The sequence below is a fragment of the Flavobacterium ovatum genome (assembly GCF_040703125.1).
GTDB lineage: Bacteria > Bacteroidota > Bacteroidia > Flavobacteriales > Flavobacteriaceae > Flavobacterium > Flavobacterium ovatum.
In genome coordinates this window covers 4,107,098-4,125,984 of sequence record NZ_CP160035.1, presented here as the reverse complement: position 1 = coordinate 4,125,984, position 18,887 = coordinate 4,107,098, and the positions used below count along the sequence as shown (strand labels likewise).

General features: G+C 34.1%; 15 protein-coding genes. 2 read left to right on the top strand and 13 right to left on the bottom strand.

Going from position 1 to position 18,887, the window contains the following annotated elements; translation table 11 throughout:
• Nucleotides 1–274: 274 nt before the first annotated feature.
• From ABZP37_RS16950 to nirB, 4 genes are all read right to left on the bottom strand, one after another.
• Nucleotides 275–2,083, bottom strand: coding sequence for an ATP-binding protein (locus ABZP37_RS16950; RefSeq protein WP_366184421.1), 1,809 nt, complete (start codon nucleotides 2,081–2,083; stop codon nucleotides 275–277).
• 4 nt (nucleotides 2,084–2,087) lie between these two features.
• Nucleotides 2,088–2,675, bottom strand: a complete 588-nt coding sequence (locus ABZP37_RS16945) for a DUF4202 domain-containing protein (protein ID WP_366184420.1) — start codon at nucleotides 2,673–2,675, stop codon at nucleotides 2,088–2,090.
• A 35-nt stretch (nucleotides 2,676–2,710) separates the two neighbouring features.
• Nucleotides 2,711–3,088, bottom strand: coding sequence for a nitrite reductase small subunit NirD (gene nirD / locus ABZP37_RS16940; protein ID WP_366184419.1), 378 nt, complete (start codon nucleotides 3,086–3,088; stop codon nucleotides 2,711–2,713).
• A 249-nt stretch (nucleotides 3,089–3,337) separates the two neighbouring features.
• Nucleotides 3,338–5,851, bottom strand: a complete 2,514-nt coding sequence (nirB, locus tag ABZP37_RS16935; RefSeq protein ID WP_366184418.1) for a nitrite reductase large subunit NirB — start codon at nucleotides 5,849–5,851, stop codon at nucleotides 3,338–3,340.
• 500 nt (nucleotides 5,852–6,351) lie between these two features.
• Here nirB and ABZP37_RS16930 point away from each other — a divergent pair, with 500 nt between their 5' ends.
• On the top strand, nucleotides 6,352–6,783 hold the full coding sequence (locus ABZP37_RS16930; RefSeq protein WP_366184416.1) for a sulfatase/phosphatase domain-containing protein: 432 nt from the start codon (nucleotides 6,352–6,354) through the stop codon (nucleotides 6,781–6,783).
• A 536-nt stretch (nucleotides 6,784–7,319) separates the two neighbouring features.
• Here ABZP37_RS16930 and ABZP37_RS16925 read toward each other — a convergent pair.
• Entirely contained in the window at nucleotides 7,320–8,651 is a 1,332-nt protein-coding gene (locus ABZP37_RS16925; RefSeq protein WP_366184414.1) for a PAS domain-containing sensor histidine kinase, read from the bottom strand.
• 1,325 nt (nucleotides 8,652–9,976) lie between these two features.
• On the opposite strand from ABZP37_RS16925, the gene ABZP37_RS16920 reads away from it, so the two are divergent.
• Nucleotides 9,977–11,152: a dicarboxylate/amino acid:cation symporter gene (locus ABZP37_RS16920; protein ID WP_366184412.1), complete on the top strand. Its 1,176-nt coding sequence runs from the start codon at nucleotides 9,977–9,979 to the stop codon at nucleotides 11,150–11,152.
• A gap of 96 nt (nucleotides 11,153–11,248) precedes the next feature.
• Here the strand turns inward: ABZP37_RS16920 and ABZP37_RS16915 are convergent, their stop codons facing one another.
• The 8 genes from ABZP37_RS16915 to ABZP37_RS16880 all read right to left on the bottom strand — a co-directional run bounded on the left by ABZP37_RS16915 (nucleotide 11,249) and on the right by ABZP37_RS16880 (nucleotide 18,583).
• A complete protein-coding gene (locus ABZP37_RS16915) occupies nucleotides 11,249–12,751 on the bottom strand; it encodes an aldehyde dehydrogenase family protein (RefSeq protein ID WP_366184410.1) in 1,503 nt (500 codons plus the stop codon).
• A gap of 217 nt (nucleotides 12,752–12,968) precedes the next feature.
• Nucleotides 12,969–13,802 (bottom strand): AraC family transcriptional regulator, encoded by an 834-nt coding sequence (locus tag ABZP37_RS16910; protein WP_366184408.1) that lies wholly within the window; start codon nucleotides 13,800–13,802, stop codon nucleotides 12,969–12,971.
• A 318-nt stretch (nucleotides 13,803–14,120) separates the two neighbouring features.
• Entirely contained in the window at nucleotides 14,121–15,140 is a 1,020-nt protein-coding gene (locus ABZP37_RS16905) for a TQO small subunit DoxD (protein ID WP_366184407.1), read from the bottom strand.
• Nucleotides 15,141–15,267: 127 nt separating this feature from the next.
• On the bottom strand, nucleotides 15,268–15,690 hold the full coding sequence (locus ABZP37_RS16900) for a DsrE family protein (RefSeq protein WP_366184406.1): 423 nt from the start codon (nucleotides 15,688–15,690) through the stop codon (nucleotides 15,268–15,270).
• Nucleotides 15,687–16,097: a DoxX family protein gene (locus tag ABZP37_RS16895; protein ID WP_366184405.1), complete on the bottom strand. Its 411-nt coding sequence runs from the start codon at nucleotides 16,095–16,097 to the stop codon at nucleotides 15,687–15,689. The genes ABZP37_RS16900 and ABZP37_RS16895 overlap by 4 nt, the downstream gene beginning before the upstream one ends.
• A 62-nt stretch (nucleotides 16,098–16,159) precedes the next feature.
• Nucleotides 16,160–16,543: a hypothetical protein gene (locus tag ABZP37_RS16890; protein ID WP_366184404.1), complete on the bottom strand. Its 384-nt coding sequence runs from the start codon at nucleotides 16,541–16,543 to the stop codon at nucleotides 16,160–16,162.
• Nucleotides 16,544–16,754: 211 nt separating this feature from the next.
• Nucleotides 16,755–17,330, bottom strand: coding sequence for a DJ-1/PfpI family protein (locus tag ABZP37_RS16885; RefSeq protein ID WP_366184403.1), 576 nt, complete (start codon nucleotides 17,328–17,330; stop codon nucleotides 16,755–16,757).
• Nucleotides 17,331–17,758: 428 nt separating this feature from the next.
• Nucleotides 17,759–18,583 carry a CHRD domain-containing protein gene (locus tag ABZP37_RS16880; protein ID WP_366184402.1) on the bottom strand — a complete coding sequence of 275 codons (825 nt, stop codon included), beginning with the start codon at nucleotides 18,581–18,583 and terminating at the stop codon, nucleotides 17,759–17,761.
• Nucleotides 18,584–18,887 lie beyond the last annotated feature (304 nt).

The following is an 18,887-nucleotide window of genomic DNA, read 5'->3' as shown; positions in this document are numbered from 1 at the left end:
TACGTATTAAACACTAAAATAGGCTGCAATATACGTATTAATTCTTTAGTTTTGAAAAAAAAGAGTAGAGGCGTTAGTGTATACGGATGAGGTTTTAAAATAAAATATTCAGCCACGAATTACACGAATGGTAACGAATTTGAATGTGGTGTGATTGCTTCGCCTGTTCGTTTTCGGTCGGGTTGTGGCCAAAAATTACTGTTGTGTTTGTTCTAATGAACCTGTCTGCTTTTTTAAAACATAGAGACTTTGTACTTTCGTGCCAAATGTAGACTTAAATAGGAATATTGAAAGTAATTCTAGTTCCTTCGCCAACAATAGAGTTAAAAAACACACGACCGTTTATGTATTGAATTCGCTCTTTCATAAATAGCAATCCCATACCAGATTCACTGGTTTTCTTTTGGTCTACCGTACTTAGGTCAAAACCTTTGCCATTGTCGTCAATGGTAATACTTAGTAGGTTGCTACTGTGCGAAAGTTGCACTATAATGTGTGAGGAATCCGCATATTTAATGGCATTGTTAATCGCTTCTTGGGTTAGTCGATATAAATTTATTTCTATTAATGAATCGAGTCGTTGGTCAAAATTAGTTTTGTTGTAAAACAAAATATTTTTCCCAGTCAATTTGGATAGTTCTTGTGTTAGTTTGGCAATTGAGGATACAATTCCATGATCGCTTAATTCGGGCGGCATTAAGTTGAAAGTAGCTGTTCGAACACCTTTAATAATGTCTAAAGATAATTTTTTAAGGTACTCAATTTTCTGTGCCGACTTCTCTTTGTCGTCCAAATTAATGCTTTCGAGACTAAATTTTAAGCCCGTTAACATTTGACCAATTCCGTCGTGAATTTCTCTGGCAATTCGGTTTTGTTCGTTTTCTTGGTTTTCGACAATTCTACTCGAAATGATTTTTTGTTGGTTTATTTTTTCGGCTATGTTTTCAGCGCTCAAGCGTTCTACTTCTTGCTCTGCATTTTTTCGAATAGTAATATCAAAACAAATAATTAACAACTCTGATTCTTCTTTACGGATAGAAACCGGAATCATAGATAAGTCAAACCAAATCGATTCGTTATTGTTATTTGTAAGGTTTAGTTCGCCTTGCCAGCCGTTTCGTTGTTTTCCGCTTATAATTCGATCAACAAAAAGTTGTTCGCTTTCTATAGGTGTCAGTATTTTTGAGAACTTCTTATCAGCCTGAAAAGCGGTATAGTTGATGAGTTTGGCGAATTTTTCTCCAATATGAATAATCGTTCCGTCATTGGCGACACGGCAGTAGAGCAAGGTATTCTCCATCGCATAGTTGAGCGATTTCAACTCCTTGACAGAATTCTCTTTTAGTTCGCTCAAAACTTCGGTATTGTAGGCGAGTTTGAGTGCTTTCTTCTCAGAACTTAAAAGCTGAAAAATAAGCTCCTCGATCCTTTTATTGGTGGGTTTAAAAATAAAATGAAATTCCAGTAACAAAACCATTAAGGTGAAGGCTAAAATGCCGTATTCTATATTGCGCTGTAAGGTTACTTTGTGGTAAGCCTCTTTTTCATATTGTCCTACAATCAGATTCATTTTTTTTAAGAAAAGAGCCTGATTGTCTAGTATTTTTTGAATTAAAGATTGGTTTTCAATTGGACCATCACCTGCTTTTCGATTTTGTAAAATGAGTGTTGTAGTTTGTACAATCGAATCAAAATTTGGATTGATACTTTCGAATAAAGCGGTCATTTTGGCACTATGATCAGCCGGAAAATTCAAACTTTCGTTTCCAAATTGCAGTCCTATTTGAGTCCCTTTCCAGATAGCAACTGTTTCCTGGATTTGGTTGATTTGCTGGTTTATTTTATCTGAATCGGAAATGGTATTGAGTATCAGAATCTCTTTTACTAATTTTTGACTCAACATTCTTTGTTTTCCAGAGATGTTGATTAATCGGGAGTCATCCATTTGCGTATTGATATTATATTGAATCAATAATTGACTCAATAATACCGTTATGGCAATAGTGACTAGCGCAAAAATATAACGCTTCTTTAAGCTTTTGAAGTTAAAGTTTCTGGTAGATTCAGATAGATTTTTATTCATAGGCTTATAGTCCAAGTGCTTCTTTGATCAAATCAAGATTTGCTGCTGTGTAATTGATTTTTAAAGCAGCTTGGTGTCCCGCTTCAGACATTTTATTCCATGTCTTAAGAATGATGTTTTTTAATTTTTCTGTGTCGTGTTTTGCTACAAAAGGTTCTAAGTAGTACTCTAGAAATACCAGACAGATAACATCTTCCAGTAATTGAGTTTCAGCATCTTTTTTAAGTAATTTCTTTTCGATCAAGAAAGTAACTCTAGCAATAAATTCAGCATCATAACCTGCTTTGCCAAGTATCTCGGCCGTAGTTTTGGCATGAAATTTTTTCAAATCTTCTCTCCATTTCAAATAACCTACACGATCCATTGGGTAGGAGTCACGGGCGATTTTCCAACGACAGATGTGTTGTGCTTTGGAAGCTATTTGTACTTCTTCTGAGGCAGAAGGATAAAAATCCATAAGTTTTGCAAACATTCTATTAGAGTATAATAGTTCTTTTGGAAAACTTATGGATTCGTGTATTTCTATATTTGGATCTTGAGCGTTTTCGGCATCAATCCATTGGCTTGCTTGTTGGAAGGGTGTAGTTGTCATTTGGAGTATTTTTTGATACTTCAAATATACATACTTTAATCAATAAACCCAATCAATACTTCTCCTTCAACAACTTTTACGGGATAAGTTGCAATCGAATAATCTTCACCATTCAAGTTGCTACCGTCCACAAGTGAAAATGTTTTCTTATGCATTGGACAAGCGATTTTAGGAACGTTATCGGCAGATCCAGTCATTCCTCTCGAAAGAACCATTTCTAGCTTGTGAGGGCAAACATTTTGACAGGCATACCATTCATTTCTTCTTTCAAAGTTAAAAACAGCAATTTGTTTGTCTTTGTATTTTACGCAACCTCCTCTGTTACTTGGGAAATCTTTAAGTGTTCCGGCTTTAAACCAAACTTTTACATCTTCAAGAGTAACCGTTTTATATTTGTCTAATACGTGTTCCATGTTCTTTAATTTTTTAGCTTTTAGCTTTTTGTAAGTAGCTTTTAGCTTTTGGTAAGTAGCTTTTAGCTTAGTTTATAACTTTTTTGTAAGTCTTGAGTAGTTTCTGAGTATCTAAGTTCCTAAGTTTTTGAATTTTGAGTTCCTAAGATTTATTCGACCAATTATAAAATATATAACCATCATCAAAAAAAACTTAGAAACTCAGCGTCTTAGTAACTTAGAAACTGAATATTTCCTCCTTAGTTAGTATTAAAAATTCCAAGATTTTGGCATGTGTTGGTCTCTGATTGGTACATATTCGATGTTATCGTCTTTGTCATCTGAGTTTACAAAATGGCTAAAACGTTTCATCAACCTTGGTTTTTCTAGTACTTGTTTCCATTCGCATTCGTAAGTACCAATAAGTGATTGCATTTCAGCTTCCAAAGCTTCACAAATTCCAATACGGTCATGAATAATTACTTCTTTTAAGTAGTCCAATCCACCATCTAGTTTTTCTAACCAAGTAGAAGTACGTACTAATGGTCCTGCGGTGCGTACATAGTACATTAAGAAACGATCCATGTATTTGAAAACGGTTTCTTTGTCTATTGTTTCGGCCAAAAGAACAGCGTGTTTTGGATTGGCTCCACCGTTTCCACAGATGTATAAGTTCCACCCACCTTCAACAGCGATTACACCAAAATCTTTACCTCTAGCTTCGGCACATTCTCTAATACAAGCAGAAACACCACCTTTTAATTTATGAGGAGAACGAATTCCTTTGTAACGGTTTTCCAATTCGATTGCAAAAGTTGTACTGTCATCCATACCGTAGCGACACCATGCATTACCTACACAACTCTTAACTGCTCTTAATGATTTTCCGTAAGCGTGACCGCTTTCAAATCCATTATCGATTAGTATTTTCCAGATAGCAGGCAAATCATTTAAGGTTGCTCCAAATAAATCGAGACGTTGTGCACCCGTAATTTTAGTATACAATCCAAATTGTTTGGCAACTTCACCAATAACAACAAGTTTCTCAGGAGTGATTTCACCTCCAGCAATTCTAGGAACTACAGAATAGGTTCCGTTACGTTGAATGTTGGCTAAGTATCTATCGTTGGTATCTTGAGTCGTAACGTGCTTGTTGGCAGTATCGTTATAGATACTAGAGAAAATAGAGGCAACAACTGGTTTACAAACCTCGCAACCATCTCCGTTTCCGTGATGATCGACTACTTCGTAAAAGTTGGTATATTTGTTGATTTTTACAATATCAAATAACTCTTGTCTCGTATAATGAAAGTGTTCACAAATACTTTCTTTTACTTCTTTACCAATCGATTTTTGAGCCGCTTTTACCAAGTCAACAACCATTGGTTTACAACCACCACAACCAGAAGTTGCTTTGGTCAATTTTACAACATCACCCATAGTTTCGCAGGTTCCGTCAGTAATGGAGCAACAAATTGCACCTTTGGTTACATTTTCGCAAGAACAAATTACCGCAGTATCGGGTAAGTCCATTGCGTTTCCTAATGTAGAACCTTCGCCACCTCTTGATCCTAAGATTAAGTCCTCGGGATTTGGGGGTAATGCCATTGCATTACTATATATTTGGAATAAACCGTTATAATCGCTAGAATCACCCACTAGAATTCCTCCTAATAATGTTTTCCCGTCTTTGGTTACATTGATTCTTTTGTAAGTGCCATTGAATTTATTTTCGAAAACAATAGCCGTAACCTCTTCGTTTTCGATAAAAGGATCTCCAAAACTAGCCACTTCAACACCGATCAATTTCAATTGAGTCGACATATCTATGGTTTCTCTCATCAGTTTATCTGACCCTATAATTTGTTCAGCAGCTACATCGGCCATTTCATAACCTGGAGCAACCAATCCGTAAATCATATGATTGTACAAAGCGACTTCTCCAATAGCAAAAATGTTTGGGTCTGAAGTTTGCATTTTGTTATTTACCACAATACCACCACGTACGCCTACTTCTAGACCCGCACCTTTTCCTAATTCGTCTCTTGGTTTGATACCTGCAGAGATTACTAACATATCTACTTTAAGTAAATGATCACCTTCAAACATCATGCCTGTTATAGCGTCCTTTCCGGCAATATATTGAGTCGATTTGTTAAGGTGTATTCCTATATTTAATGCTTCAATTTTTGATTGCAACATATTACTTGCTCCTTTGTCCAATTGTCTTGGCATCAATCGAGGCGCAAATTCAACTACATGAGGATTTAATCCCAAATCACGAACAGCTTTGGCAGCTTCAAGACCTAGTAATCCACCACCTAAAACGGCAGCTTCAGTCGAACCGTTTGCTTTTATTTTTTTGGCGTAAGCCATAATAGCATCAAGATCTTCGATGGTTCTATAAACAAAAACCCCTTCTTTTTCTACTCCTTCAATTGGAGGTACAAAAGCAGATGATCCTGTAGCTAAAACCAAATAGTCATAAGAATGTGTTTTTTCTAAATGAGTAGTAATGGTTTTGCTTTCTTTATGAATATCTGTTATTAATTCAGAAGTATTTAATATGATATTATTTTCTTCGTACCAATTTGCGGTTGACATTGATAAATCATCAGCTGTTTTTCCTGCAAAATATTCACTAAGGTGAACGCGGTCATAAGCACGTCTTGGTTCTTCACCAAATACGGTAATTTGATATTTTTCTTGTCCAGATTTTGAGATAAATTTTTCGCAAAATTTGAAACCCACCATGCCGTTTCCGACTACTATTATTTTAATCATAATATCATTATTAAGTATTACGTAGCAAATATACGTAGTTATACTTAATTACAATGCTTAGAATTGATATTTTTATACTTAATTGGGGATTTCTTAAAATTTTGATTAAAAAATGTGTTTTGTGTAATTAATTAACGATTTATTTTAGTATAATCGTTCGTTTTTAATGTTGTTCCTTCATTTTGGTAGGATTATGTGATTTTTTTGTAATTTTTCATCATGAATGTTTTGTGTTTTTATTGAAGGATTGATACGTAGTTTTGTGCGATATATGTTTTGGTGAAACTATTTTTAAGTTGTTTACTTAGTTGAGGTTTTTTGTTTCTATCGAAAATAGTAGTGGATTTCTAGTTAAAATGAATTTAGTAGAAATTAATAAATACCTTGCAATTTCTAAAATTTAGCTGAAGTAAGATGAAAATGCTAATTGTTCTTTATGTTCTTAAGGCTGGAATAAACTGTAATTTACTGAGCTCACAATCAAAAAAAGCACAAAATGTTTGGGAGAACATGCCATCTGGGGGAGACATAATTTATTTGAAGAAGGAGTAAGGTCGCCACTGATTATTGCTTATCCAGCCCTTAAATATAAGGGGAAGAAAACAACTGGAATAGTAGAAACAGTAGCTGTTTTTCCAACTTTGTGTGATTTAACAGGAATTAAAATTCCAAATTTTGCAAATGGAGAATCTTTAATTTCCATGTTAGAAAACCCTAGCAAAATTGGACATACCAGATTAAGTTATAATTCAAAGGAAAACTCAATTAGGACGGATAAGTACCGAATGACAGTGCATGAAAAAGGAGCAATGGAATTATACGATCACAGTTCAAAAGAAAAAGAATCGATAAACATTGCCGATGCTCATCCTGAGATAGTAGCTAAATTAAAAGAACTTTTAAAAGAGAAACTTCTGATTAAGAAAAACTAATACGAATAATGTTTATGAAATAGTTCAATTGTCACATCGAGTGCAATGTCATTAAGTTAAGGATGAATCTATAAAATAATTTAAGATTTTTGATTAACGATTTTTGATTTCAGATGGACGAAACCGCTTAGAATCAACAAATTTTTTATTTACTAATACCAAATCTGAAATCGTTAATCTTCGTTCAAAAATCTCTTAACTTAATGACATTGCGCTATCTATGACGTTTTACTTTAAATAGCTGGAATATAAATACTTAAAAAAAAACACACCCCTAGCCCCTCTCAAGAGGGGAATTAGAAGTGTAAACAGTCAAATAACGTCATTTTATATTGCCTTTTGTCGAATAAAAATTACTCCTCGATGTGATAAAAATTAGATTGGACTATATTAGACTAGTTTTGGTATAATTTTGATTTCTTTAACCTTGTCTATAAAGAATATTTTTCTACAAATGGTTGAGTAGCTTTTTTGTTGAATTAGTCTCACTGAGATACTCATAAGGGAATACAGAGTAACAAAAATAGTCGCACTACTTATACTTTTGGAATCGAAAAATAAAAAGTACTTCCAACACCAAGTTCACTTTCTACCCAAATTTTTCCTTTGTGATATTCGATAAAGTCTTTGCAAAGTATGAGTCCTAGCCCTGTACCAACTTCGTTATTGGTACCTAGAGTGGAGTAGGAGCTGTCGATTTTGAATAATTTTTCAACATTACGGTTTTCGATGCCAACTCCTCTATCTGCTACCGAAATTAAATAGGTATTCTCTTTTTCTTCAGCAGTAATAATAATTGTTCCTTCCTGAGGGGTAAATTTTATTGCATTAGAAATAAGATTTCGTAGCACGGCTTCTATCATTGCTTTATCTGCATGTATGACAAGACCTAAAGGGGTGTTTTTGTTAATGTTGATTAATTTTTGTTCAGATGATGTATTTAGTAATTCTAGAGTAGATTTAATTAGTAGAACAATATCAACGTATTCTGGATTGTACTTCATGCGACCAGTTTGTGACTGCGACCATTCCATCAAGTTCGATAATAAATCCATGGCATGATGTGAAGAAGTATTAATAATCTCAGCATATTGATAAATTCCTTCATAATCATTTTCTTTAACTTGTTCTTTTAGTATTTCACTAAAACCTATAATGCCGTTAAAGGGACTTTTTAAGTCGTGTGCAATGATGGAAAAGAACTTGTCTTTTGTTGCATTTAATTCTCTTAAAGTAGCCTCACTATTTATAAGTTTAAGGTCAGCTTGTTTTCTAATGGTTATGTCTTGTATTACTGAAATAATACATTTTTCATTATTTATCGTGATTATTTCAGCTGTCATTAAGCCAGGGAATAGTTCGCCGGATTTTTTGCGATAGACATATTCATTTTCGAAAACTACTCCCTTTGAGTTTAAATCTGTGATGAATTTATTACGATCCTCATCTTGTTCCCAAATATGTAATTCTGATGATTTGAAGCCAATTAACTCATTAGGATGATAGCCAGAAATTGATTGAACATTTTTGTTTACTTCAAAAATTTTCCCATCTGTAAATTTAGATAACATGATCATGAAGGGGGCAGCATGGAATGCTTTGGAAAACTTCTCCTCTTGGGCATTCATGTCAATAATTAGACGCTTATTGTACATCAATGAAATGCTATAAGCAAGTAGTATGATAATGCTTTCCCAAATTAATAGAAATAGAGATTCCGATGAATTTGATTTAAATAATTCAGTTGGTGATTGGTGAAATTGTAAAAGATAATAAACACGAAAAAGTTGAATGATACAAACAGTAAAGAACACTATGCCAACTGGACGCGTTATCTTACGCATCGATAAAGGGGTTCTTTTTAGCATGAGATAAGCGATTTGAACGCTAATCAGCACGTAAACAGCTGAAATGTTAATATTTCTGGCGTGTAAATCGGGTTTTTCAAAAGTAAAATAAGAATGAATTAGAAGAAAAACAACGATTAAAATATAGTTTTGAACTTGATATCCTTTTTTCTTGACGAATTGCTCGAATCCAATCAGTAATACAACGGTTGATGAAACGATTAGAACATTGGCTAAAGGGATTGAAATCCAATTGGGAATTGAATTGCGTAAAAATACCAAAATGTTTCCAGTTGCACTCATGAAAAAGCTCAGAAGGATTAAGAACGTTCCTGGGAACCTCTTTTTTATTTGAAAATATAATGAACTAATTAATACCAGATTAATGATGTTAATTATAATGAAGCTAAGATAAATGGTGCGAATATCAATTGGGAACATAAGGATATTTCATTAGAATAAGAATACTATTTGAATGTAATATTCTCAGGTTGTTACAATAGACTTTTATAATATCTATTCTGTCAAAAGGCAAGATTGCTGATTTTTCTTTATTGTGGTTTTCTTTGAATCTTTCGTTATGATATAGATTTACTGCTTTATGGAGTTGTTATTGCCAATAACTTAGTAATCTAAACTGTTGTTTTACAACTAGCGAAAGTGGTTTGATGTAATGCCATTCCTAGCAAATATAGAACATTAATTGAATAATTAGACAGGATTTTATAAAAGTTAACCAAGTATGTTTATTATGTTTGTCAGTCTTTATAGCTGTCTTTTATTTTGTTCCTTTTTATTTTGAATGGAATTTTTTGTTTTAAACTTTATAGCGTTTTCAATTAAAAAAAAAACAAGATTTCTAGACCTAAGAGATCAACGTGTTTTTTATAACAGGGTAATTATTTAGTGGCATTTTGTAGTTTTCACGACTAAATACAGATTTGTTAATACCACCAAAAGGAGCATGTGTGGGATACATATGAAATCATTTTAAGCAAACTCTTCCAGCTTGGATAGCAGTTGCAAATTGGAATAATTTGGCAGTATCACCAGGCTAGACACCAATACCTAATCCTCAAGGAGTTTCGTCAGTAATTGCTTGTTCAATTGAACTGTATGTTAAGGCTACAAAACTTGTTCAAATTTCCTGAAAAGGAATTGGGCTATACTTATAAAACATTTGTTTAAAAGAGACTTCAAAGGAAATATAAAACGAAGAGAATTAAAAAGGGGAAAAAAAAGACGAGCTGTAAAACGTACTTTCCTAACATTGGCAGTATATTCGCAATCTTAAAAAAAATCTACATTAAGACATTGACCGTCTTTTATCCATTAGCATCTGTATTATGAAGCATTTATTTTCGAACTTACTTTTTAAAGTTTTTATAGCTATCGTTCTAGGAATTGTTTTCGGACTATATTTACCCGAATCAATAAACAGAATATTTACCACTTTTAATGCTTTCTTCGGACAGTTTTTAAGTTTCTCCATCCCTTTAATTATCATGGGGTTGATAATGCCAGCCATCTCCGACCTAGGAAAAGGTGCTGGTAAATTATTGTTACTTACGGCTGCTATTGCCTACGGTTCGACTTTATTTTCGGGCTTTATGACCTATTTTGTCGCCTCTGGTATATTTCCTCAACTTTTAGTATCTCATGTAAATGAGGTTGCGCAAGTTGGTGCTTCAGGTCCCGAATTAACCCCCTATTTTAGCATTACCATTCCGCCAGCACTGGATGTTATGACCTCTTTAGTTTTGGCATTTGTGATTGGTTTAGGGCTTTCATACCAAGAAAAATCAAGCTTAAAATTAGTAGTCAAAGACTTTGAGAAGATCATCATGCAATTAATAGAAAACGTCATAGTCCCACTATTGCCATTATTCATATTGGGTATATTCGCGAGGATGTCCTTTAGCGGAAAAGTGTTTTCAATCCTTTCGGTTTTTATAAATATTATTGGGGTAATTTTCGCTTTACATCTAATCTTATTACTGCTTCAATATACCATTGCAGGTGCGATTACCAAGAAGAATCCTTTTAAATTATTAGCGAAGATGATGCCGGCCTATTTCACTGCATTAGGAACACAGTCTTCGGCGGCAACTATTCCTGTTACCTTGGAGCAAACTTTAAAAAATGGTGTTTCAGAGAAAATAGCTGGATTTGTCATTCCGTTATGTGCTACCATTCATCTTTCAGGAAGTATCATGAAAATTACCGCTTGTGCGATGGCATTAATGATTTTAGAGGGACTGCCTTTTGATTTTACCTTATTTGCAGGTTTTATTTTTATGCTAGGAATTGCTATGGTTGCGGCTCCGGGGGTTCCTGGAGGAGCGATTATGGCGGCTGTAGGGATTTTGCAATCGATGTTAGGATTCAGCGAAGAAATGATTGGGTTAATGATTGCTTTATATATTGCAATGGATAGTTTTGGTACTGCCTGCAACGTTACAGGAGACGGTGCAATAGCCTTGATTGTGGATAAAATCACCAAAGAGAAATTGGTTGCTTAAATCAAAATTTAGTACGCAACTATAACAAAAAGTGCATTTGATTAAAACAAGAAAACCCCGGCAATGCCAGGGTTTTAATTTATTTATAGGTTTCAATTAAAAGAATCCCATAGGTTTTTTGTCGTAAGAGATCAACATGTTTTTTACAACACGGTAATGATCTAATGCCATTTTGTGGTTTTCACGACCAAATCCAGATTCTTTCACACCACCAAAAGGAGCGTGTGCAGGATACGTATGATATTGGTTTACCCAAACTCTACCCGCTTGGATAGCACGTGGAACTTGGAATAATTCGTGAGCATCACGAGACCAAACACCAGCACCTAATCCGTAAGGAGTATCGTTAGCGATAGCGATAGCTTCTTCAGTAGAACTAAAAGTTGTTAAGGCTACAACTGGTCCAAAAATTTCTTCTTGGAAAACACGCATGTTGTTTGTTCCTTTTAATACTGTTGGTTGGATGTAGTATCCTTCCGAAATTTCTCCTTCGTAGTTACCAGCGTCACCACCAGCTAATACTTCAGCACCTTCTTCTTTACCAATTTTGATATAGTTAAGAATTTTTTCGTATTGTGGTTTAGAAACTTGAGAACCAATCATTGTTTCAGGATCTAGCGGATTACCTGTTTTGATTGCTCCCAAACGCTCTTTCATTCTTTCGATAAAACGATCAGCAATATCTTCGTGAACCAATATACGAGACGGAGCTGTACAAATTTCCCCTTGATTAAGAGCAAACATCAATGCACCTTCGATAGCTTTGCTAAAGAAATCATCGTTGTGATCTGCTACCGATGGGAAGAAAATGTTTGGAGATTTTCCGCCTAATTCCATTGTTACAGGAATAATGTTCTCAGCAGCATTGTGTAAAACTTTACGTCCTGTTTCAGTAGAACCAGTAAATGAAAGTTTAGCAATACGCTTAGATGTTGCTAAAGCTTGTCCTGCTTCTGCACCAAAACCAGTTACGATGTTTAATACACCTGCAGGTAAAATATCACCAATAAGTTCCATTAACATGATAACACTTGTAGGCGTTTGTTCTGCTGGTTTCACAACTGCAGTACAACCAGCTGCTAAAGCTGGAGCAATTTTCCAAGCAAGCATTAACATTGGGAAGTTCCAAGGAATGATTTCACCAACGACTCCAATAGGTTCGTGTAAAACAATACTTACTGTGTTTTTGTCATGCTCAGAGATGCTTCCTTCGTCTGCACGGATAACCCCTGCAAAATAACGGAAGTGATCAATACAATAAGGAATATCTGCCGCTCTGGATTCACGAATTGGTTTACCGTTGTCGATAGTTTCTAATGTTGCTAAGTACTCGAAGTTGTCTTCCATTGCTTGCGCAATTTTTAATAGTGCATTACTACGCTCTGTTGCAGATGAAGTACTCCAAGATGGGAATGCTTCGTGTGCTGCATCCAAAGCAAGATCGATATCTTCTTGTGTTGAACGAGCTGCTTGAGTAAATACTTTACCATCAACTGGAGAAACGTTATCAAAATATTGTCCTTTAACTGGGGCTACGAATTTTCCGCCGATAAAATTCCCGTATCTTTCTTTGAAAACGGGTTTAGTTACATTTGCCATAATTAGATTTTTTTAAATTATATAGGTGTAATTATTTTTCAAAAATGCTTTGTTTTAATTACACTGCAAATGTAGGTCGGGAGTTAAAGTCTCTAGTTATTGATTTGGTTCAAAATCTTATGAAAAAGGTTCAATGTTTTTAGTTTGTGTGTTTTTCGATATTATTCTGGCTTAAAAGTCCTCTAAAATAGGTATTTGTTGTTGCTTTTATTTGATTTTAGATTTCGGTTGGACTGATTCCGAATTTGTTTTTAAAAGCTATGCTAAAGTTAGATAGGTTGTTATATCCAATTTCTAAATAGATATCAGACGCTTTTAAATCACCAGTTTGTAGTAGGACTTTGGCTTTCTGTAGGCGTTTGTCTTGTAGCCATTTCCCAGGAGCTTCATTATACTCTGAAGTAAAATGACGTTTAAAGGTCGATAGACTCATATTGCATAAAAAGGCGATTTCCTCCAATTTTAAATTCGAATGTACATTACTTTCTACGATGTTTTTAAAGGGAGAAACTTCTTTCGAAATTAAAGAATGCAAATAATTTTCAAACTCATTGCCATATTTATTTAGCAAATACAACATAATCTCTTCAAATTTTAAAACTAATAAAGCATCGCTATAACTGTGATTTGAAAAGGTGCTAGACGATAGAGAGGTTATAAAAGCGGCAATGTAATCATCGTTTTCAATTACAAAATACGGCACATCTTCCTTAGATGGCTTTACATTGTTAGTGTATTTGCTTAGAAAATCGGTGAGTTTCTTTTCAGAAAAAAAGAAGAGCTTACAATAATAAATGGCTTCGGTGTCGAGTAGTTCTGTCCACAGCCAATTTCCTTTTTTTAGCAGTAAAGATTGCTTACTGTTTACGGCCATAGAGGTGTTTGCAAAATGCACTTGCTTTTTACCAACTTGTAAAAAGCTGAACATATTCATGCTTAAATTAACCTTGCTTTTTACAACATCGCTTGTCATTTTAAAATCATAAACAAATAGGTCTTGTGGTGTTTCTTGATTCTGAAAATAAATTTCAGGTATGTTTTCTATTGGCATATGGTGTTTTTTTACTTGTAGCAAACTACTTAAGAATTGCAAGTTTATATGTTTTTTTGGATTTGTCTATTAAAATGCTGAATTTTTATGTTTTTTAAATGTCCAATGCATTTTGTTGTAACGAACACTAATCATGTAGGGAAGCTATATAGGACTGAATTTGCTTTGCTAATAGCCCTTTTTTAACGCTGAAGGTTTAAATATTAGAATTACATCTGTAAAAAAGTAATTCCGCAAAACAGGTTGGCTTTGCGAAATCTTGTTAAATTAGAAACGAGTTATGACCTAAGGATTCAAATAATGATTCTATCTCAATTGTTATAATTTGGTAAATTCATGTTTCCAAAAAACGCCACTAATATCGGTGATTTTAATGGTGTATTTTCCGTTTGACAACTTTTCTATCAGTGGACTCTTTAGGTTTATTTTTGCTTTTGCTCCCAAGGGGACAATCATACTATGTTTTCCAGATTTGATTTTGGCCACATAATAGTTGTCAAAATTGTTCTCTTGCAGTGAGGCTAAGTCTTCCTGTGAATAGTGAATAATGGTGTTGTTTTGTTCATCCAATAATTCGATGCCAATTACCCAAGAGCCATATACATCAACACCTTCTGTTCTATAAACGTCAAACGATAGTTTATTATTCTCAATTTTACCTTCGGTTATTTCGATTTTTGGTTTTACCGATTTGTTATGAAGGGTGCCCCATAATCCACCATGAAAAATTTGATTGGTCATTAATGTCATTCCAAAAACAAAAAGGGAACCTATTAATACTATTCTCAGAACAACTTTCTCTTTAATTAGTAATTCGCCAGAAGCAATCCAGGTAAACGATTTCTTTTTGGAGATTGGATAATTATTTTTCATCAAATAATTATCCAAAGAATAATGGCTACTACCTGTTAGGAATAATACAAAACCAGCTGCTATACCCAAAACGCCAATTTGCCATTCGTCTAAACAAGTGGTGCCTATCCATCCTGAGGCCAGAAGAATTCCCATTGCTAGTAAAAATACACCAACACTCATTAAACGAGTAAATAAACCCAAAAGGATAAAGAGTCCAACGATACCTTCAATAATGGTGAATACGACCATGTTTATCCATAAAATGTCTGGATTTTCAACTAAATATTGGATTACAGGTTTTATTCCGAGTGCATTGGGCAAAAAGTGATTGAATTTTTCACCGATGTAGTCTGCTACTTCGGTATCTAATTTATTGGTTAGAATAGTTCGTCTGAAAAAGGCAGAAAAGTAGGTCCAACCGATGACCAATCTCAGGGCAAGAGTTAAGAGTCCTGCGTCATTTTTTATATTTTTATTTTTCATTTTTATTCTCTATTAGATAAATACCAAGAAGATTTCTTTGACGGTATTAGTTTGTAGTTTGAAAATGTAGTTTATAAGATACAAACCTCAGACAATGTCTGAGGTTTATTTACATCGGCGTTGGTGATTAAATACTAATAGTTATAAAGCCTTTTTTATTGAGTTGAAGTCCATATAAAATTCCATTTTCAACAACCGTTAGATTATCGGGTAATTGATCTGGGGTGATATTGAATTTTTTAAGCGAAATTCCACAAGCATAAATAGTTACGTTTTTTTCTTTTGCATGTTTTAATAATTCATTTAGACTAGAATTGTTTATTAGATCATTTACCGTTTTACCACAAATAATCACATAAAAATCGCCGTATTTTTTACCATCCTCTTGAGCTAGTGCTTCTGCGGTTAGCAAGATGGGTTCAAGTTGTTGAATGTTTTGCGAAAGCACTAAATAATTATTTTTTTTGGGGTTGAAATTTTGCGCTTTTATTTGGGTAGTTCCCGCTATTAGAAAGCAAATTAAGACGATGTATGTAAAAAGATTTTTCATTGTTTTTGATTTTTTAAATTTGAATTAATACTAAAAAAGAGAAGGCCACCAAGTATAGCCACATTCTTGAAAAGGGGGCCTAACGTTGCTGTTTGGCCTACTTGAACAGTGACCGTAATTGGGATTAATAGAGTAATAAGAAGGATTGCTGCAAAGCGTGTTTTAAAACCGATCAGTAAGGAAAATCCAGCCATAAGCATTACGATTCCAGACAGGATTATTGCCAATTCGGGTGGTCCTAGTAGTTTTCCTAAAAAGCCCATAGTGGCAACTTCTAATTTATGTACTGTTTTTTCGGTATTGAATAAGTGGTTGATGCTTGCTACAATAAATATAAAACTAAGCATTACCCGAAGTAAAACTAACGATAGGTAGCTTACTTCAAGTTTTTTATCTTGAATATTCATAGGGTTTATCTATAATTAATAAATTCCAGTTCGAGAAAACTGGTTAACTTTTTAAAGAAAAATTACGATAGATAAATTTTTAGGTTTTGAAATAGAATGTAGTAAGGAGCGACTGAAGTCGAGTGATTTCTAGTTTTGTAAGGAGGAGTTGATCGATTGATATAATCGACTCCACTAAAATAAAAGTGCGTAATTTTTGCCGTTAGGGTAGGTAAAAATGGAGTAGAAGGTTTTGTTGTATCGAATGTTTTTTCAGCAATAGCAACGGTATGGCAATTAGAATTGCTAAAGGTTGTTTGATTCTTGTTTACGACCTTTGTTTGAGGAACTCCAAGCTCTGCCTGAATAAAATTTCGAACCTTACAAGGTGAAACTAATAGTAAAAGCGCTAACCCAATAAGAGAGGCTAAGTTCGTAATGCTTTTTATGTTCAGTTTTTGTTTCACTTTGCAAGTATACAAACTAATTTTAGAAAGGTTTGTTATTTAAATCTTAATAATAAACGAATTAATGACTTTTGGTTGGTGTAATACTATGATTTTGAGTCTAAAAATGTTCTGCAAAGTGCGGACTTTGCAGAACATGGTTTACTATTAAACTCATTTCAGAATTAGTTTCTTTTTCAAATAATTTTAAAATGGGTGTTATTCAGTAGTTTTAGACACTAATAGTCGCCCCCATTATTTTTAAAAACTCTCTTATAAAGCTAGGATGACCAGGCCAAGCTGGAGAGGTGACAAGATTACCATCTACATAAGCTTCGTCAGCGGGGATCGATTGGAATTCTCCTCCTGCCATTGTTACTTCTGGTCCAACTGCAGGATAGGCAGTTAATTTCCTTCCTTTGACAACATCAGCAGCCGTCAATATCTGAATACCGTGGCAGATTGCGGCGACAGGTTTGTTGGTTAAGAAAAAATATTTCACGATATCGAGTATCTTTTTATTTAGTCTTAAATATTCGGGTGCTCTACCTCCGGCAATTACTAAGCCATCATAATCTTCCACTTTTACTTGATCAAAACTGTAATTCAATACAAAATTATGCCCTGGTTTTTCAGAATACGTTTGGTCACCTTCAAAATCATGAATTGCGGTTTTAATAGTATCTCCCTTTTTTTTATCTGGACATACGGTATGCACTTCATAACCTACCATTTCAAGCATTTGAAAAGGAACCATTGTTTCATAGTCTTCGGTATAATCTCCTGTTAAGAATAGTATTTTTGTCATTATTTATTTCTTTAAATTTAAATTATTTTTCACAAATGGAAGTCCATATCAGTATGTGGAAAACTACTGTATAGTACTCTCAAATATAACGAAAATAGACTTGTGAAAGAAACGTAATGTGCATATTTAACATATATAAAATGTTGCGGCAATGCCCTATAATTAGTTGTTTTTTTGAATTTCCTATTTATCAGAAATCCAGTTGGTTTTGTTGATGGTCTGACGTTGCAATCGACGGATATTAAAAAGACCAAACTATTAAAGTATATATTCTCCAGCGCTTTGATTATGAGTCGTTTATAAATATAGAAGTTCCGCAAAGTCGGGTAACTTTGCGGAACTTTGTATTATAAGGAAACTCTTTGTGGCGCTGATTGAATATGTAAACTTATTTCAGGACGCACCAATTCCGTGTGATAGACTTATAATTAGCGAATCTGACCACGTAACAAACCTCCTGCCATTTGGGTTGAGTGAATATTCACATATAAGGCATCATTATTTATCTTGGTAATGTTAGTTGCACTTAAAGTAAGCGTTTTTGTAATATTGAGTTGTGTACTACTTGTTAAGTCAAGATTAATGAGTACTCCTCCATTAACAGTTGAGCTCCCTTCATGGATATGGCCTCCGACAATAGCGTCAGTGCTAGCCAAATTATTTACTATAGCTTTGTAATACATAGTTGTACCTACCAACCTGAAATGAGCAGTTCCTGTTTCACTTCTTCCTGTTATGGCAGGTAGTTCGTTTGCAGGGGATAAAGCTACATTATAGGCCTTATCTATAGTTTGGTCTATTTGTCCTCTTACCAAACCTAAAGGATTTAGTGAAGAATGAACATTAACATATACGTTACTACCTTTTAAAGTTAAAACTTCAGCAGCTGTTAATGAAACAGTTCCTTTAGCAGTATTTCCTGAAAATTTGATAGTGCTACCATTAACTAAAGTTATCGCTACGGCACCTGCTGTAACTACATCACCTATATGTACATGAGCAGTCGTTAAAGCATCAGTTGCAGAAAGATTATTTATAGTAATGGTAAATTCTAACGAATTGTCATCAAACAAACTCATCAGTATAGTTCCAGTTTCACTTCTGCCCGTTACCATAGGGATTGAGTTTGCATTGTTTAACGCAATATTAAAAGATTGCGTGAGTGTCTTTGCAGGAGGATTATCATCGTCACTACAGCTAATGATTAATAGAGCACAAATACTAAGCATTAAAAAAGAATATTTACGTATCATAATTAAAAATTTAAATGTTGTTGTCTACTCCTTTTTCTAGTCCTTTTTCGACCTATTCAGACTTTTTTTTTGGTTACCTAAAATAAGGTGCTTGGGTATAATTAGTTATAATATTATAAATAAAGAGTAACGTCAAGGCAGTAGGTGCCGTTTGCGCTTTGGAAAGTAATTCTATATGTAGTTGGGGAAAAACGAAGTTACGAAAATAAGTGATTGTGTTTACCGTAAAACTTAAAAAAAGTAATTGAATATCAGTTGTTTATGGTTGTTTAGCGATCTATTCTATGGTGAAAGACAGTTAGGT

Coding starts and splice junctions, on each gene's coding strand:
- nirB (WP_366184418.1), bottom strand. CDS start 5,851: ATGATTAAAATAATAGTAGTCGGAAACGGCATGGTGGGTTTCAAATTT.
- ABZP37_RS16900 (WP_366184406.1), bottom strand. CDS start 15,690: ATGAAAAATCTTTTTACATACATCGTCTTAATTTGCTTTCTAATAGCG.
- nirD (WP_366184419.1), bottom strand. CDS start 3,088: ATGGAACACGTATTAGACAAATATAAAACGGTTACTCTTGAAGATGTA.
- ABZP37_RS16925 (WP_366184414.1), bottom strand. CDS start 8,651: ATGCTAAAAAGAACCCCTTTATCGATGCGTAAGATAACGCGTCCAGTT.
- ABZP37_RS16880 (WP_366184402.1), bottom strand. CDS start 18,583: ATGATACGTAAATATTCTTTTTTAATGCTTAGTATTTGTGCTCTATTA.
- ABZP37_RS16905 (WP_366184407.1), bottom strand. CDS start 15,140: ATGAAAAATAAAAATATAAAAAATGACGCAGGACTCTTAACTCTTGCC.
- ABZP37_RS16920 (WP_366184412.1), top strand. CDS start 9,977: ATGAAGCATTTATTTTCGAACTTACTTTTTAAAGTTTTTATAGCTATC.
- ABZP37_RS16915 (WP_366184410.1), bottom strand. CDS start 12,751: ATGGCAAATGTAACTAAACCCGTTTTCAAAGAAAGATACGGGAATTTT.
- ABZP37_RS16945 (WP_366184420.1), bottom strand. CDS start 2,675: ATGACAACTACACCCTTCCAACAAGCAAGCCAATGGATTGATGCCGAA.
- ABZP37_RS16885 (WP_366184403.1), bottom strand. CDS start 17,330: ATGACAAAAATACTATTCTTAACAGGAGATTATACCGAAGACTATGAA.
- ABZP37_RS16895 (WP_366184405.1), bottom strand. CDS start 16,097: ATGAATATTCAAGATAAAAAACTTGAAGTAAGCTACCTATCGTTAGTT.
- ABZP37_RS16950 (WP_366184421.1), bottom strand. CDS start 2,083: ATGAATAAAAATCTATCTGAATCTACCAGAAACTTTAACTTCAAAAGC.
- ABZP37_RS16910 (WP_366184408.1), bottom strand. CDS start 13,802: ATGCCAATAGAAAACATACCTGAAATTTATTTTCAGAATCAAGAAACA.